The sequence below is a fragment of the Haloferax sp. Atlit-12N genome (assembly GCF_003383095.1).
GTDB lineage: Archaea > Halobacteriota > Halobacteria > Halobacteriales > Haloferacaceae > Haloferax.
Map to the genome: position 1 here is coordinate 556,330 of NZ_PSYW01000002.1, position 16,308 is coordinate 572,637.

Annotated in this window: 16 protein-coding genes; 6 read left to right on the plus strand and 10 right to left on the minus strand. The window is 67.5% G+C overall.

All coding sequences use genetic code 11. The features are described 5' to 3' along the window. Positions 1–72: 72 nt before the first annotated feature. Positions 73–1,731: a DUF255 domain-containing protein gene (locus C5B90_RS11130; RefSeq protein WP_115881494.1), complete on the plus strand. Its 1,659-nt coding sequence runs from the start codon at positions 73–75 to the stop codon at positions 1,729–1,731. Positions 1,732–1,805: 74 nt separating this feature from the next. Further along, positions 1,806–2,609 carry a TrmB family transcriptional regulator gene (locus tag C5B90_RS11135; protein WP_115881495.1) on the plus strand — a complete coding sequence of 268 codons (804 nt, stop codon included), beginning with the start codon at positions 1,806–1,808 and terminating at the stop codon, positions 2,607–2,609. 45 nt (positions 2,610–2,654) lie between these two features. Here C5B90_RS11135 and mptA read toward each other — a convergent pair whose 3' ends face one another. The 6 genes from mptA to C5B90_RS11165 all read right to left on the minus strand — a co-directional run bounded on the left by mptA (position 2,655) and on the right by C5B90_RS11165 (position 7,379). After that, positions 2,655–3,581 carry a GTP cyclohydrolase MptA gene (mptA, locus tag C5B90_RS11140; protein WP_058566770.1) on the minus strand — a complete coding sequence of 309 codons (927 nt, stop codon included), beginning with the start codon at positions 3,579–3,581 and terminating at the stop codon, positions 2,655–2,657. A gap of 81 nt (positions 3,582–3,662) precedes the next feature. Beyond that, positions 3,663–4,058 carry a hypothetical protein gene (locus C5B90_RS11145; protein WP_199517507.1) on the minus strand — a complete coding sequence of 132 codons (396 nt, stop codon included), beginning with the start codon at positions 4,056–4,058 and terminating at the stop codon, positions 3,663–3,665. 153 nt (positions 4,059–4,211) lie between these two features. Next, complete coding sequence (locus C5B90_RS11150; RefSeq protein ID WP_115881498.1) at positions 4,212–4,451, minus strand: hypothetical protein; 240 nt, start codon at positions 4,449–4,451, stop codon at positions 4,212–4,214. A 195-nt stretch (positions 4,452–4,646) separates the two neighbouring features. Next, entirely contained in the window at positions 4,647–5,888 is a 1,242-nt protein-coding gene (locus C5B90_RS11155; protein WP_115881499.1) for an NAD(P)/FAD-dependent oxidoreductase, read from the minus strand. Between the two features lie 107 nt (positions 5,889–5,995). After that, positions 5,996–6,382, minus strand: coding sequence for a hypothetical protein (locus C5B90_RS11160; protein WP_115881501.1), 387 nt, complete (start codon positions 6,380–6,382; stop codon positions 5,996–5,998). An 88-nt stretch (positions 6,383–6,470) separates the two neighbouring features. Then, positions 6,471–7,379: a winged helix-turn-helix domain-containing protein gene (locus C5B90_RS11165; RefSeq protein WP_115881502.1), complete on the minus strand. Its 909-nt coding sequence runs from the start codon at positions 7,377–7,379 to the stop codon at positions 6,471–6,473. 110 nt (positions 7,380–7,489) lie between these two features. Between C5B90_RS11165 and C5B90_RS11170 the strand changes: the two genes are divergently transcribed. Beyond that, positions 7,490–8,131, plus strand: coding sequence for a DUF6149 family protein (locus C5B90_RS11170; protein ID WP_199517508.1), 642 nt, complete (start codon positions 7,490–7,492; stop codon positions 8,129–8,131). Positions 8,132–8,158: 27 nt separating this feature from the next. Here C5B90_RS11170 and C5B90_RS11175 read toward each other — a convergent pair whose 3' ends face one another. From C5B90_RS11175 to C5B90_RS11185, 3 genes are all read right to left on the minus strand, one after another. Then, positions 8,159–9,643: an MATE family efflux transporter gene (locus tag C5B90_RS11175; protein ID WP_115881504.1), complete on the minus strand. Its 1,485-nt coding sequence runs from the start codon at positions 9,641–9,643 to the stop codon at positions 8,159–8,161. Continuing rightward, positions 9,640–10,299: a TetR/AcrR family transcriptional regulator gene (locus tag C5B90_RS11180; protein ID WP_115881505.1), complete on the minus strand. Its 660-nt coding sequence runs from the start codon at positions 10,297–10,299 to the stop codon at positions 9,640–9,642. The genes C5B90_RS11175 and C5B90_RS11180 overlap by 4 nt, the downstream gene beginning before the upstream one ends. Positions 10,300–10,459: 160 nt before the next feature. Further along, positions 10,460–11,773, minus strand: a complete 1,314-nt coding sequence (locus C5B90_RS11185) for an NAD(P)/FAD-dependent oxidoreductase (protein ID WP_115881507.1) — start codon at positions 11,771–11,773, stop codon at positions 10,460–10,462. Positions 11,774–11,871: 98 nt separating this feature from the next. Between C5B90_RS11185 and C5B90_RS11190 the strand changes: the two genes are divergently transcribed. From C5B90_RS11190 to C5B90_RS11200, 3 genes are all read left to right on the plus strand, one after another. Then, positions 11,872–13,650 (plus strand): histidine kinase N-terminal 7TM domain-containing protein, encoded by a 1,779-nt coding sequence (locus tag C5B90_RS11190; protein ID WP_115881508.1) that lies wholly within the window; start codon positions 11,872–11,874, stop codon positions 13,648–13,650. Between the two features lie 66 nt (positions 13,651–13,716). Continuing rightward, a complete protein-coding gene (locus C5B90_RS11195; protein WP_115881509.1) occupies positions 13,717–14,598 on the plus strand; it encodes a homoserine kinase in 882 nt (293 codons plus the stop codon). Positions 14,599–14,731: 133 nt separating this feature from the next. Beyond that, the gene (locus C5B90_RS11200; protein ID WP_115881511.1) at positions 14,732–15,235 is read left to right on the plus strand and encodes a universal stress protein; all 504 of its coding nucleotides are present in this window, start codon (positions 14,732–14,734) and stop codon (positions 15,233–15,235) included. 73 nt (positions 15,236–15,308) lie between these two features. Here the strand turns inward: C5B90_RS11200 and pdxS are convergent, their stop codons facing one another. Beyond that, positions 15,309–16,217, minus strand: a complete 909-nt coding sequence (pdxS, locus tag C5B90_RS11205) for a pyridoxal 5'-phosphate synthase lyase subunit PdxS (RefSeq protein ID WP_115881513.1) — start codon at positions 16,215–16,217, stop codon at positions 15,309–15,311. Positions 16,218–16,308: the final 91 nt, after the last annotated feature.

The window sequence follows — 16,308 nt, forward strand, 5'->3', positions numbered from 1 at the left end:
ACCAGCCGACGGCGACCGGTCGTGCCACGAGGGCTCGAAGCGCTTACCCGCGTCCACCGCGGATGGGTGGACATGACCGACGAGACGCGCGTCGAATGGCGAGAGTGGGGCCCCGACGCGTTCGCCGAGGCGCGAGCGGCGGACAAGCCAATCCTGCTGTCGCTGTCGGCGACGTGGTGCGAGGACTGTCACGAGATGGACGCCGAGACGTACGCGGAGCCGCGAATCGCGGCGAATCTCAACGACGGCTTCGTTCCGATTCGGGTGAACGTGGACCGCCAACCGCGCATCCGCGAGCGGTACAACATGGGCGGCTTCCCCTCGACCGTCTTCCTCGCGCCCGACGGCCACCCCATCACGGGCGCGACGTTCATCGGCCCCGACGGCATGCGGCAGGTCATCGACCGCGTGCGTGAGGTGTGGGAGAAGAAGGGCGCTGACGCCGGCCGTCTCCCGCGAGCGCTCAGAGGCGACCTCCCGCCCGCGGGCGAGGTTTCCCCCCGAATCGAGTCGCACCTCGCCGGCCAGTTGGAAGTCGCCTTCGACGAGGCCCACGGCGGCTGGGGCGACGCCGCGAAGTTCCCGCTCCCGCGGACCGTCGAGTTCGCGCTGAAGCGCGACCGAAGCCGAGCGCTCCGGTCGCTCGACGCGATTCGCGACGGCCTGTACGACCCCGTCGAGGGCGGCTTCTTCCGCTACGCCGACGACGCCGCGTGGTCGAAGCCGAACCGCGAGAAGACGCTCAAATCGAACGCCGCGCTCCTGCGGGCGTTCGCCAACGGCTACCGCTACACCGGCGAGGACGCCTACCTCGACCCGGCCGCGGGAACCGCCGAGTTCCTCGTCGACTCGCTGTGGACGGGAACCGGCTTCGCGGGGAGCATGGGTCCCGCCGCGGGGACGGACTACTACCTCCTCGGGAAGGAGGGCCGCGACAACGCGCCCGGCCCGCGGACCGACCTCACCGTCTACGCCGGCGGCAACGCCCTCGCCGCGGACGCGCTGTTGGTTCTCGCGGGGCTCACCGACGACGAGCGGGCCCGCGAGTTCGGCTCCCGCGCGCTCGCTCGCGTCGCCGAGGACCTCGTTGACGACGGCGTCGTGACCCACTTCCGGTCCGGCGGCGACGTGGGCGAGACGCTTCTGCTCGAAGACCAAGCGCGCGTGGTCGCCGCCGCCTGCCGCGCCCGGCAGGTGCTCGGCGACGAGTCGGTGGCGGGCGACCCGCTTCTCGATTTCGCCGCCGATGCCGCCGACGCCGCCATCGGCGAACTGTTCGACGAGGGCTCGTTCCTCGACGGCCCCGCGAGCGGCGAGGCGCTCCTGTCGTCGCCGCTCCGACCGCTCGACGGGAACGTGGAGATGGCGAACGCGCTGCTCGACCTCGCAGCGCTCACGGGCGACGAGCGCTACCGCGAGGTGGCACAGGAGACTATCGCGGCGTTCGCTGGCGCGTGGGACCGAATCGGCGTACAGATTGCCGCCTACGGGACCGCGGCGGCGCGTCTGCTCCGCGACCCGCTTCTCGTCGAACTCAACGACGGCGTCGGCTCCGACCTCCACCGGGCGGCGCTTCGCGTCGCGGACCACGAGGCGCTCGTGGTTCCCGACGCCGACGCCGACGACCTCGCCGACGGGACCGCGCGCGTCAGCGCCGGCGAGACGACGGTGGACGCAACCACTCCCGAGGAGTTGATGCAGGCGGTCTCCTCAGTCACGCCCGACGCCTGACCGCGACCGGCGGCAACCGAAAGCGGGTGTAAACATCCGGTTTGTTTATCAAGGAGAAACGTGACGGACGGTGCATGACCAGTCTGCGAGACCTCGGGTTATCCGAATACGAGGCCCGTGCCTACCGCGCGCTCCTGCGGACGGGCGCGACGACGGCCAAGGAGTTATCGCGCGCCAGCGACGTGCCTATGGGCCGCGTCTACGACGTGCTGAACAGCCTCGAACAGTACCACCTCATCCGGAGTCAGGCGGCTAGCCGGCCGAAGAAGTACGTCGCCGTCGAGCCCGACACGGCGCTCGACCGCCTGCTCGAATCGAAGCGCCAAGAGCTGGCCGAGAAGGCCGAGCAGTACGAGAACGTCGTCGCCGAGTTGACCGACGAACTCGACGCCGCGGAGCCGGTCCACGACCAGTTCTGGACGGCCGCGGTCGGCGCGGACGAGACCATCGACCTGCTCGTCGAGCGACTCGCGGCGGCCGACGACTCGCTCGTGATGGTCGCCGGGACGCCCTCGCCGCAGTTCGACCTCGACGCCGTCGGCGACCTCGTCGTCGACGAACTGGAGGCCGCGCTCGACCGCGGGGTCGAGGTTTCGATGCTCATGTCGCCGGGCCTCGTCGACAACCTGCCCGAGAGCGTCGGCCAGAGCTACATGAACCGGCTGTCGAGCGCGGAGAACTTCCACGTGCGAACTGCCGAGAACGTCACGGGCGTGTTCAACCTCATCGACGACGTGGAGGTCTGTATCGAGGTGCCGAACCCCCTCAACCCCGGACAGGCGTTCGCCATGATAGACCTGAAAGACCCCGAGTTCGCGGCGAACCTTCGAGAGACGTTCGACCCGCGCTGGGAGGAAGCGGCACCGCTCCCGCTGTAGGCGAATCGGAAAGAGAAAACGGTCGGCTCCGGATTCGGAGCCCGTTTAGGCGTCGAGTTCGTCGCGGAGCTGTCCCAGCGTCACCTCGCGCTCGGCGTGCGCGTTGTGCTGGTGAATCGACTCGTCGTTCGACTGTTTCATGTGGACCACCGCGTCGTCGCCGAGGTGGTCGAGCGCCTCGATGGACATCTCGGCCATCGAGCGGACGCAGTCCTCGACGAACTTCGCGTTCGCGTGGGCGTGGTAGGTCATGTGGTCCTCGTCGGGGCGCTTCGCGAGGTTGTAGATGCGCGCCGACATCGAGTCGCGGGCGATGTCGATGAGGTCCATGAGGTCGACCTCGGGCGAGCCCTCCGTCTCGACGGTGAGCGTGGCGTGGCCGCGCTGGGAGTGGCCCGGCTGGGGGACCTTGTCGAGGAACTCCTCGATGGTGTCGTCGTCCACGGAGAGGTCCTGCAACACGTCGCGGGCGCGGGAGGCGGACATGCCCTGCGAACAGGGGCAGACGGTCATGCCGACCACTTCCGCACCGATTTCCTCGCGGGTGCCCTCGTCGGTCGCGGTGGCGCTGGCGATAATCTGTGCGGTGCTCTGGGTGGAGAGTCCGCTTGCGGGGGTGTCCTCGCGGACGACGAGTTCGGCGGTCATGCTGACCTCGGCGGTCGTCGTGTACTCGTGTTTCGCGAGGAGGCGCTCGGCGGCGTCGCCACACATGTCCTCTACGCGGTAGGCCGGCTCGGAGACGGCGGCTTCGAGGACCTCGTCGATGACCTGCATATTTCGGCTCATGTCGATGCCCTTGCGGCCGCCGGGGAGGTCGACGAAGACCTCGAACTCAGCCATCAAGACGAGGGGTCGCTTCCCGTCGCGGGCGATCTTGACGAGCTTCTCGACGCCTGTGACGCCGACCTGGCTCAGCCCGACGGTCACGTCCGGCTGGGAGGCCTGTACGTCAGGCAACTGGTGACTCATCGAAGAATAAAAAGTGCCGTTGCTGATTAGTGCTTTCGATAGGGGAACCGAATCGCGGGCGAACGCGCCGCTGTGTTCCGACTACGGCCAGTCGTCGCGACCCTCGTCTTCGAAGGGGTCGGCGGGGGCGTCGTCGTCGCCGGCGAGCACCCACTCGGCGGCCTCGGCGGCGTCCTCGACGGGGAGGTACTCCCAGCCGGTTTCCTCGGCCACCACGCGGTCCTCGTCGGACGTGCCGACGAAGACGTGCCGGTCGGTGTCGAACTGGCGCATCACGTTTTCGAGGCTCTCTTTGACGCCGCGCGGTCCGGAGAAGAAGTCCTGCCGGATGCGCTCTTTCCGGGTGAAGTTCGTCACGACGTAGGTCGGCTTCTCGCTCACCACGCCGATGTACTTCGTCCACGTTCGGGCGTCCGAAAACGCCGCGTTCGGGTCGCCGAGCTGCTTGAGCGCGGAGAGTTCGAACGCGAGCGTCATCGTTCCTTGGCCGCCACCTGTTGCCATACCCGGCGATAGGCGGCGACGCGTGGAAAACGACTTCGGTCCCGGCCGTCCGCGAGCGAGAGACCGTCGGCTCGGGAGCGACCGGGTCGGGCGGAGAACGCGAGCGACGGGACGGACGCAGCGAGATTACTGGACGCGGACGTAGTCGGTGAACACCACGATGTCGCCCCGCGAGAGCCGCGAGGTGGTCGGGTCGATGTCGAGCGTGCCAGCGGGGCTAGCGGTCGCGAGTGCGTGCTGGGTTCGCTCGCTCAACTCGTCGAAGTGGTGGACCCGAGCGCCCGGCGGCACGTCGGTAACGGGTGCGACGGTCGGCGGCGCGGCGACTGCTGGGGAAGACGGCGACTGTCCGTCTTTTGATGACATATGGTAACACACATCATGAATGGAGATAAATGTTTGGCCGGCGGAACGACTGTCTGGGAGCGCGTAACGAGGGGCAAAAGAGAGCCAAGAACGAGAGGCGAACCGCGAACGCGGGCGAGCGCTCGGCGAGCCGACGCCGGGCGGCCGCGCGCAGACGCGGCTGGCCGGGTGAAAACAGCGGGAGCGGGTCCCGAGTTACTGTTCTGCCGCCGCGCCTTCGAGGTCGTCGAGCTGGAAGTCCTGCTTCACGAGGATCTCCTTCTGCCCGCTGACGTCGACCTGTTCGCGCATGAGCTTCTTGTACTTCGTCTGCGGCGAGAGGTCGCCGATGAGGACGCCGCCGACGATTTTGCCGTCCTTGATGGCGAGGCGCCGCCACTCGGTGTCGGAGTACTTGGCCTCGACGTGGTCGTCGCCGAGCGTCGGGTGGCCGAACGAGAGGAACGGGAAGTCGAAGTGGGTGATGGAGTACGACGAGACCCAGCGGAACTCCTCGGAGCCGTAGTCGACCATGTTCTTGGCCGCGATGGTGCCTTGCTCTTTGGCGGAGCCCCACGCGCCGTTCTGGGCGCGGTCGCCGAGGATGAGGTCGTGGAACTCGGTGATGTCACCGGCCGCGAAGATGTCATCGTGGTTCGTCCGCATGAACTCGTCCGTGTAGATGCCGTTGTCGTACTCGATGTCGGTGCCACCGAGAATCTCCGTGTTGAAGTTCAGGCCGATGGCGATGCCGACGAAGTCGGCGTCGTAGCGGTCGCCGTTGGGGTCGACGGCGGTCGTGACGCGGTCGTTCTCGTCGACCTCGAAGTGGTCGACGCCGGAGTCGAAGACGGGTTCGACGTTGCGCTCGCGGAGCGCCTCGTGGATGATTTCCGCGCCTTCCTCGGAGAGCGCGTAGCGCCACCACGCCTTGCCGCGCATGAGGTACTTGCCCTCGACCTCCTGTGCGGCCGTGATGGCCGCGAGGTCGATGCCGAGCAGGCCCGCGCCGATGACGACGGAGTTGTCCGCGCCCTCGATGTGCTCTTTGATGTCGCGGGCGTCCTGGAACGTCCAGAAGTGGTGGATGCCTTCCGCGTCGGAGTTCTCGACGGGGAGTTGGGTCGGCGTGCCGCCGATGGCGAGAAGGAGTTTGTCGTAGTCGTACTCGGTGCCGTCGTGGGCGGTGACGGTGTGGGCCTCGGGGTCGATATCCGTGACGAGCGTGTTGAGTTCGAGGTCAACGTCGCGGTCGTCGTACCACGACTCGTCGTGGATGGAGATGGGGGCCTCGGGCAGTTTGCCCTTGGCGAATTCCTTGATGAGAATGCGGTTGTACAGCGGTTCGCCCTCGTCCGTGATGATAGTGATGTCGGCGTCGGGTTCCTCTTCGCGGAGTGTCTCAGCCGCTGAGGCCCCGGCGATACCGTCGCCGACGATCACGTACGATTGGCTCATGACCCGACGTTTGTATTCGGGGTTAATGTGGATTGCTATCTCCCTCATGATTGTTTCGCAGGCGGAAATCGGGGCGAGATGGGGAGACGGGAGCCGAATCGCGGGTGTTACTGCGTCTCACTAAGCCGCTCGGTGAGGCCGCCGTCAGCGGCGGCGGGGCACTCCGACGGTGCCGACGCCGCGTCGTCGCCGCCGCGAGCGAGTGCGCCGCGGGCGAGGCCGCGGACGTGACCGGGAACACCGCTGGCGGCGACGGTACCGACAGCCCCGCGAACCCCGACGACGCCGGCGGCGAAGCCGAGCGGCCAGCCCAAGAACAGCGCCACGAGACCGAGACCGGGTGCGAGCGGGGCGACGAGCGCCGCGACAGCGGTGGCCGTGAAGACGCCGAGAACCGCCGCGACCGCGACGAGAGCGGTCTCTGAAAGCGTCCTGAATCGCCGCGGAAGCGTCTCTCGAACGTCGCCGCGGCCGGGATGAGTATCGTTGAACATGGTCGTTCTCCTCGTTTGGAGAGAAGACCGCCGACACCAAAAGAGTAATCTGAATTACATTTCTGTAAGCGGGCTTACCGTAGCGCGCTTATGCAATCTTCTCGACAGCTTCGACCGCGGAGTCGACGACCGAGAGTTCGTCGTCGAGGTCGACGACGAGGGCCTCGTCCCCGTGTTCGATGCGGACGCGGACGCGCCACGGCTCCTCGGAGACGACCGTGAGCGCGTCGTCGCCGACGACCCAGGGGAACCGCCAAAACGGCGTCCCGCACACGTCTTCGCCCCGCGAGGAGAGGAAGCCGAGGACCGTCGACTCGTCGAGCAGGACCAGTCCCACGGGCGAGACGGCCTCGTAAGCGCACTGGGCACAGCGGTGGGTCACGACCACGTCGAGGTCGAACGGGTCTGCGTCGCGGGACAGCGAGGTGCTCGTCGTCCCGCCGCACTCGGGGCAGACGCCGTCGGCAGCGAGGCAGTGGAGGTGTCGCACGCGCTGGTCGAACGCGGACAGAAGCGCCTCGGTGGTGCGGCCTTCGAGGCCTCCGGGCGGGAACTCCTCGTGGGCGTGGGTCCGCGCGCAGTCCGCACAGGAGATGGTGAGTTTCTCGTCGCCGTAGTCGGCTTCGAGCGACCCGCCGCAGGCGACACAGGAACCGGGTGCCGAGAACGCCGGGAGGACGGGGTCTTCGTTGAACGTCCCCGCGAGCACGGCGCGGACGACCTTCTCGCCGGCGTGGCGGAAGTCGTAGCCGTCGTCGGTCTTGCGGACGAACTGACCGCGGAGCTTTCCGAGGTGGTAGTTGAACCGCGCGCTGTCGTCGACGCCGACCCGTCGGCGGAGTTCGGAGAAGGGGACGGGTCGGTCGGGTGACTCCCAGAGCGCTTCGAGGATGGTGAGTCGGGTCTCGTCGGCGACGATACCGAACGCCTCGGCCGGGGAGATGCAGTCGTCGCATTCGAGGACCGAGTCCTCGCGGACGGATGCGGAGTCGCTCATACCCCTCACATGCGGGCGAGTCGCATTAAATCACGTCGTGAAATTTCGTTCAGGAACCCGAGACGCGCGTCGTGGGCGCGTCCGGACCGCGCGCCGCCGTCCCCGGAGACGTGGTCTTTAGGTGTATCCGACCCGAAGCGAACGACGAAATGAAGATTCGCCAGAACATCCGCCACTTCGCGACGAAGAAGGCCCTCACCATGCCGGTCATCGGCGACATCGCCACCGAGAAGATGGTGGACCTCCACGTTCGCATCTTCGGCGAGCGCGCGGACCCCGACCGCAGAGAGGAGCGCGAAGCCCACATGGCGGCGTTCTTCGAGTGCACCTTCGACACCTACCTCGCGGCGCTCGACGCCGGCTACCCCGAGGCCGAGGCCCGCGAGATAACCCACGTGCAGGCCAACTTCGACTTCTACAACCACGGCTGGACCGAGATGATGGAGATTCCGGTCGACGAAATCGAGGCCCACTACGAGCGCTACGAGGAGTTCTTCGAGCGCCACGGCATCGACATCGCCGAGCCGCTCGGCGAGTTCCGCACCATCGACATCCCGGACGCGCCCGCGACGCTCGACAAACTCGACGACCCCGACCACCCCCACGCGGAGGGCGGCTTCGCCGACGACGTGTACGTCGAGGACGACTCGGGCGAGGTCGGCGTCGGCGGGGCCGACGAGCCCGAAGACGTGGACGTGTCGGCCGCGCCGGGGATGCAGGACGTCGACAGCACCGACGAGAAGACCGCGTAGAAGAGTCCGCGCGGGGCCGAGTCCCGCTCAGTCGTCGGACGGCACGCGGGGGCCGACGTCGACGACGCTGTTTTTCCACGTCCCGCGGGTGAACCACGCGAACGCGAGCAGCGCCACCCCGACGTTCGAGAAGGCGATGCCGTACCAGATGCCGGTCGGGCCCATGGAGAAGAACTCCACGAGCACGAACGACGCCGGGATGCGCAGCACCCACAGCGAGATGAGCGAGAACACCATCGCGGTCCGGGTGGACCCGCTCCCGCGGAAGCCCCCATTGACGACGTTGAACGCCCCGAGGAACAGGAACGTCGGGCCGATGATGCGCAGATAGTCCACGCCGATGGCGATGACCGCCTCCTCGCCGGGGATGAACACCGCGACGATGGGTTCGGCGAACAGGTAGGCGGCGGCGGAGACGAACACCAGCGCGGTGACGATGATGCCGATTCCCCAGAACACCGCGCGTTCGGCGCGCTCGGCCTGGTCAGCGCCGAGGTTCTGGCCGACGACGGTCGAGGTCCCCTGCGCGAGGCCGATGGCCGGCAGGAAGACCAGCGAGTTGAGGCGGTTACCGATACCGAACGCGGCGACCGCAGTCTCGGTGCTGGCCCCGCCGGCGTTGACGGCGGCGTAGGCGACGAGCGCCGTGAGGGCGGTCACGCCGAGCGCGCGGGTGGACTGCTCGATGCTCGACGGCGCGCCGATGCGGACGATGCGCTCGACCATCTCGCGCTCCGGAATCAGGTCGCGCGGCGAGAGGCTGATGCCGACCCGCCCAGAGAGCAGGAGCCAGAAGCCGACGAGCGCGCCGACGCCGCGGGAGAACACCGTGGCGATGGCCGCGCCCTGCACGCCGAAACCGGTGAAGCCGGTCGCGGCGAACAGCGACTGTCCGAGGCCTTCGAGACCGAGGTAGCCGAACAGCGGGTTCCCGTTGAATCCGAGGATAAGGAACGGGTCGAGAAAGACGTTGATGACGACGCCGAGCGCCATCAGGTACATCGGCGTCTTGGTGTCGCCCCACCCGCGGAGTAGCGCCTGGAAGATGAAGAAGCCGAACATGAACGCGACGCCGAGGAAGATGGTGCGCGTGTAGTCGACCGCCAACTGGTGGACTTCAGTGCCGGGCGTCGTCCCGATGAGCGGGAGCAGTATCGGCGTCAGCAGATAGCCGATGAGCGCGAACCCGGCCGAAAGCAGGATGACGAATCCGAGGGTCTGGCCGGCGGCGCGGTCGACCGCGCCGTGGTTGCCCGCGCCCTTGTTCTGGGCGACGAGGACCGTCCCGGCGACGGTGAAGCCGCCGCCGAACGAAATCATGAGGAAGACGAGCGGCCACGAAAACGACAGCGCCGAGACGGCCTCGGAGCCGACGCGGCCGACCCAGAAGGTGTCGGCGAGGTTGTACGCCACCTGCATAATCTGCGAGAGGACGAGCGGGAGCGACAGCACCAACATCGGCTTGACGAGGTCGCCGTCGACGAGGTTGACGTCCTTGGCCTTCGCGCTCATTCGTCACCCTCCTCGCGCACGAGGTTCTCGACGACGAACTCGTCGAGCGCGGCGCGGACTTCGGTGGGCGCGTCGGAGGCGGACTGGCTCGCCGTCTCGGTTCCCGAGGGGTCGGTCACGGCGACGCGCTGGAGGCGCGCGCCGTCGAGCGCGGCGAAGAGGAGCGACGCGGTTCGGTCGGCGTCGACCTCGCGGAAGTGGCCTTGCTCGATGCCCTCGCGGATGATGTCGGCGAAGCGGCGGCGGATGACCGCCTCGTTGCGGGCGATCTGCTCGCGGTAGGCCTCGACGTACGGGGCCTGCGTCCGCAGTTCGTTGAGGGCGAGTCCGAAGCGGTCGTAGTCGCCGTCGTCGTCGCCGTCGGGGACCATCTTATCGAGGAGGATCCGGAGGCGGGTCTCGGGGGCGTCGCCCTCGGTCGCGGCGACCCGCTCCTCGAAGCGGTCGAACAGGTAGCCGAGGAACGCGACGAGCAGTTCCTGTTTCGTCCCGTAGTGGTAGTGGAGGAGGGACTTGCTCTTTCCGGCCTCGTCGGCGATTCGTTGCATCGTCAGGTCCGCGTAGCCGTGGGCGCACAGCGCCCGGTAGGTCGCGGCCATCAGTTCTTCGTGGACCTCGGCGGGGACCGACTGGTCCGGCGTTTCGTCTGCACTCACTAACTGACTAGTCAGTCAGCTACTTAAAAAGAAGTTGCGAACGAGAAACAAGTTGCCGGTAAGTGTGCGACTGCGCGGCACGAGACGCGACAGCACGCGGGAAGACGACCCACCGCGAGAAGTCAGAAAAAAGCCCGAGAGAGTCGGCGGTACGGTCGCGCTACAGGCTGCGGTCGATGCGGTCAGCGACCTCGTAGCCGGCGACGATGCCGCCGTTGAGCGACCGTTCGGGATACTGCGCTTCCGACGCCATCCCCGCGTAGTAGACTCCCTCGGCCACGTCGTCGCCGAGATCGTACGGCACCACGAGGTCGAGGTAGCCTCGTTCGTACACCGGCCCCGCCCGCGGGTTACGTGCGATTTCGAACTCCTCGATTGCCGAGCGGTCGAACTCGGGGAACATGTCCGCTATCTCGTCGAACCACGCGTCTTCGACCTCCTCGTCGCTCATCTGCCAGAGCTCTTCGTGCGGCCCCTGGACGTAGCTCGCGACGTACAGCAGGTGGTCGCCGCCGTAGCGCTCTTTCGGGACGAAGTTCGTGTGCTCGATGAGAGACCCGAACGGCGCGTCGTGGGCGATGTTGAGCCAGTAGGTGTCCATCAGCGACTCCGACATGGTCGCCAGTCCGCAGACCGCGCCTTGGAAGTCGATGTCGCAGGGGAAGCCCGTGAGGTCTTCGAGCACGTTCGGCATCGTCGCCACGACGACCGACTCGACCTCGTGGGTTTCGGTCCCGTCGTCGGTGTCGACGGTCAGCGTCGAGACCGCCTCGCCGTCGGTGTCGAGTTCGGTCACGCGCGCGCCGGTCTCGATGTACTCGCGGCCGACTGCCTCGACCAACGCGTCGATGAAGGGCGCGAAGCCGCCGTCGAAGTAGCCGAGTTTCTCGCCGCGCAGCAGGTCGCGTTCGCCGCGGAAGCGCACGCGGCCGAGGAACCACGACGCCGACACGTCGTGTTTGCGCTCGCCGAACTTGCCGTCGAGCAACGGGTCGACGAAGTTGTCGTAGACGCCGCGGGTGGTGTGCTCGACGACGAACTCCTCGATGGGGGTGTGTTCGTACTCCGCGAGTTCCTCGTACGCGTCGAAGTCGGGGATTCCCCCGCGCACGTCGACGCCGAGGGTGAGCATGCCGAGGCGGAACTTGTCGTAGAGGCTCATGTGGGGGTAGGCGGCGATTTGCCACGCGGTGTCGAGGGGGTGGACGATGCCGTCGACGTAGTAGGCGTTCTTGCCGATGCGCCACTCCAAGTCGTCTTCGAGGCCGAGTTCCGCGGCGAGTTCGACGATAGTCTCTTCGGACTTCGAGAGGTGGTGGTAGAACTTCTCGATGTCGTCGCCCTTCGTGTCGTAGGTTGCGGCGAGGCCGCCGAGAGAGTCGGCCGCCTCGAAGACTCGAACGTCGTGACCCCCGTTCTGGAGTCGGTACGCCGCGGCGAGGCCCGCGATGCCGCCGCCGACGATGCCTATCATATCCGGACGTTCGAGGTCCGGCTGAAAGTCCTTTCTGATTAACCGGCTCCGGAAATGACGGGTGGTGTTTTTTAACCCCGCTCGACTGAACACCGGGCATGCACGGCGCTCCGTACTGGCAGGCGACACCATACACGATCCCCATCGGGGTCGGTGCGGTCATCTTCGTCGTTCTCGCCGCCTACCTCTTTCGCCGCCGGACGGCGCGCCGACTCGTCCCCGGTGCGACCCTCGGCGCGGTTCTGTTGTTCGCGTCTGGATTCTGGATGGGAACGTACGCGCTCGAACTGTCCGTCACGGACTTCTCGGCGAAAGTGCTGTTGAACCAACTCGGCTACTTCGGCATCGCGCCGCTCCCGCTCCTGTGGTTCGCCTACGTGGTGCGCCACGCGGGCGTGAAACTGGAGTCCCGAGTCGCGTGGGCGGCGCTCGGGTCCGTGCCGGTCGCCGTCGTCGCGCTCGTGCTGACGAACCCGTGGCACGGCCTCATCTGGACCGACCTCTGGCTCAACGCCGACCACGGGTTCGTCGTCCTCGTGAACGAACACGGGGTCGCGTTCGCCGGCTTCATCGTCTACGCCTACGTGCTCATCCTGCTCGGCTGTGGTGCGCTCGTCCAGACGTCCTTTCGGTCCGACGGCGTGTACCGGAAACAGACGCTCGGCCTCCTCGGCGGCGGCCTGATCCCCGCGGTCGGAGGTCTGGTGTACGTCACCGGGTTGAGTCCGACCCCGGGACTCAACATCCCTGTGCTGGCCTTTTCGGTCGCCTCGGGGGCGGTCGCCTGGAGCGTCTTCCGACACCGCCTGTTCACGCTCGTCCCCGTCGCGTGGGAGTCGGCCGTCGAGTCGATGCACGACGCCGCGCTCGTCCTCGACGACGACGGGCGCGTCATCGACGTCAACCCCGCGGGCGAGCAGTTCCTCTCGCTTCCCCTCTCGGACGCCTACGGACAGTCCGTCGTGCGCGTTCTCCCCGCGGAACTCGTCGACGCGCTCGACGGCGTTCCGGAGTCCGATGCGGAGGTGGAGACGACGGTCCCGACGGACGACGGCGAGCGCGCCCTCCTCGTGGAGACAACGCCGCTGGGCGACAAAGCGAACATGACGGGGACGCTCGTCCTCGTCCGCGACGTGACGGAACAGGTCGAACGCGAGCGGCGGCTCGAACGCCAGAACGAGCGGCTCGACGAGTTCGCGTCGGTGGTCTCCCACGACCTGCGGAACCCGCTCACCGTCGCCCGCGGCTACCTCGAACTCGCGGCCGAGACCAGCGACGACGAGTACTTCGAGCGAATCGAGGACGCCCACGACCGGATGGAGGACATCATCGAGGACCTGCTCACGCTGGCCCGCGAGGGCGAGACGCTCACCGACGTGACGCCGGTCGCCCTGCGGACGGTCGCACAGGAGGCGTGGGACAGCACTATCGTCGGCGACACGACGCTCGACGTTCGGGTCGACCGGACCATCGCCGCCGACCGAGGTCGACTCCGGCAACTGTTCGAGAACCTGTTTCGGAACTCTGTAGAACACGGTTCTACAGGCAATCAGACTGCGTCTGGTGACGCCGTCGAGCACGGCGGCGAAGACGACGACGCGCTCACCGTCACCATCGGCGCGCTCGACGACGGCTTCTACGTCGAAGACGACGGGTCGGGCATTCCGGAGTCCGAGCGAGCGGACGTGTTCGAGCGGGGCTACACGACCCACGAGAACGGGACCGGCTTCGGCCTGCCCATCGTCAAGACGATTGCGGACGCCCACGGTTGGTCGGTCAGCCTCGGCGAGTCGGACGCCGGCGGGGCGCGGTTCGAGTTCACCGGCGTCGAGAGCGACCCCGACCCCGCGAACGCGGAACAGTCGACGAGCGACTGAGCGCGCGGCGAGGGGTCGGTTGCGACGTTCGCCACATTTTTATCTGCGATAAGGCAACAGCGGGGCATGGTTACGGTCCGCGCACCCGCCACGAGCGCCAACCTCGGAAGTGGGTTCGATGTTTTCGGCGTGGCTCTCGACCGCCCCGCCGACATCGTTCACGTCGAACGGGCGGACCGGACGACAATCGAAGTGACCGGCGTCGGCAGCCAGTACATCCCGACCGACCCCGACCGGAACGTCGTCGGCGCGGTCGCGGAGGCGCTCGACGCCCCCGCGCACATCCGCATCGACAAGGGCGTCCGCCCGTCGTCCGGACTCGGCTCGTCGGCGGCGAGCTCGGCCGCCGCCGCCGTCGCGCTGAACGAGCTGTACGACCGCGGCCTCTCCCGCGAGGAACTCGTCCCCGTCGCCGCCGAGGGCGAGGCGGTCGTCTCCGGCGAGGCCCACGCCGACAACGTCGCGCCCGCGCTCCTCGGCGGCTTCACCGTCGCGACCGACGAGGGCGTCACGACCGTCGACGCCGACATCCCGCTCGTCGCCTGCCTCCCCGAAATCGCGGTCTCGACCCGCGACGCCCGGCGGGTCGTCCCGAGCGACGCCAGCATCGAGGACATGGTCCACACGGTCGGCCGGGCGGCGACCCTCGCGGTCGGGATGTGCCGCCGCGACGCCGACCTCGTCGGCGCGGGGATGGACGACCGCGTCGTCACGCCCGCGCGGGCAGAACTCATCAACGGCTACCACGCGGTCCGCGAGGCCGCCCTCGACGCGGGCGCGTCCGGGGTCACCGTCTCGGGTGCCGGTCCCTCGGTCCTCGGCGTCTGCCAAGCGGCCGACCGTACCCGCGTCGCCGCCGCGATGCTCGAGGCGTTCGACGAGGCGGACGTGGCCGCCCGAGCCTACAAGACGCGGGTCGGTCGTGGGGCGGAAGTATTCGAACTCTGAGTGGTACAGAGAGAACCACTCACACACTCTATTCTCGTCTTTTCTGACTTCTGAGCTACTGTAACGCGTTGACGCGGTCGGTGGTAACACGATTCCGAGAAGACTTTTCTCACTATCACGATATATTCGAACCATGGAACGAGCACTCGTCGTCGTCTCCCCCGAAGAACGGTCGCAGCGAATCCTCCGCGAGGCCGGCGAACTGGCCGCCGGCAGCGGCGCGGAACTCATCGTCCTCACCGTCCTCCCGGACGAGGAGTTCGAACGGACCCGCTCGGCGCTCGCCAGCGTCGGCTCCTCTGACGTCGTCTACGGCATCGACCAGGCCATCGAGTCGGCCACCCGTCGCGCCAAGGGCGTCGCCCGCGAGGCGTTCGAGGGACTGGACCTCGACTACCGCATCGTCGCCGACATCGGCCCCGAGGCCGACACCATCCTCGAAACGGCCCGCTGGGAGGGCTGCGACCATCTCTTCATCTCCGGTCGCCGCCGCTCGCCCGCCGGCAAGCTCATCTCCCGCGACCTGACGCAGTCGGTCATGCTCAACTTCGACGGTCCGGTTACCGTCCTCCTCGGCGAGGAATCGTCCGAGGACGCGAAGGAGAACGAGAAGGGGAAGTCGGGACTCCTCGCCTGAAGCGGGCGGCGCGCCGAGTCGGAAAAAATCGAATCGAAAATCGAAACGGCCGGTCCTCTGTGGATTTCGCCGGTTAGACGCCGCGGCCCTGCAGCTTGTCCTCGTCGGCCATGCCGACGTTCGCCTCGCCTTTCATGCCCTTGCCGATGCCGGAGGCGATGTCGGCGAGCGTGTCGGGGTCGTCCCAGTTGTTGACGGCCTCGACGATGGCCTCGCCCATCTGTTCTGGGTCCTCCGCGCCGAAGATGCCGGATCCCACGAAGATACCGTCGCACTCGTGGTACATCATGAGCGCGGCGTCCGCGGGCGTGGCGATGCCGCCGGCCGCGAAGTTGACGACGGGCAGGCGGCCCATCTCGGCCGTCTCGTGGACGAGTTCGGCGGGCGCTTCGTGCTCGCGGGCCCACTTCTCGCGCTCGTCGAAGTTGAGTCCCGTCAGGCTGCGAATCTGGTGTTTGATGGTGCGCTGGTGCGTGACCGCCTGGTTCACGTCGCCGGTGCCGGCCTCGCCCTTGGTGCGAATCATCGCCGCGCCCTCGTTGATGCGGCGGAGCGCCTCGGGGAGGTTGCGCGCGCCGCAGACGAACGGCGAGGTGAACTCGCGCTTGTCGATGTGGTAGTCGTTGTCCGCCGGGGTGAGCACCTCGCTCTCGTCGATCATGTCGACGCCGATGGATTCGAGAATCTGCGCCTCGGTGTAGTGGCCGATACGGGCCTTCCCCATCACCGGGATGGAGACGGCGTCGATAATCTCCTTGACCGTCTCGGGGTCGGCCATCCGGGAGACCCCGCCGCGCTTGCGGATGTCGGCCGGGACGGCTTCGAGCGCCATGACGGCGACCGCGCCGGCTTCCTCCGCGATTTTCGCTTGCTCTGCGTCGACGACGTCCATGATGACGCCACCCTTCTGCATCTGGGCGAACCCGCGCTTGACGAGTTCGGTCCCGCGCCGAAGCTCCTCCAGGTCGGTCTCCTCTGGCATATCCGTCGCTTGCGACTGGGTTTACTTAAGCGGTCGCTTCCATCCGTCAACAGTTCGCATTCCACACAGGACGTGTTTCGGTGGGCGACCC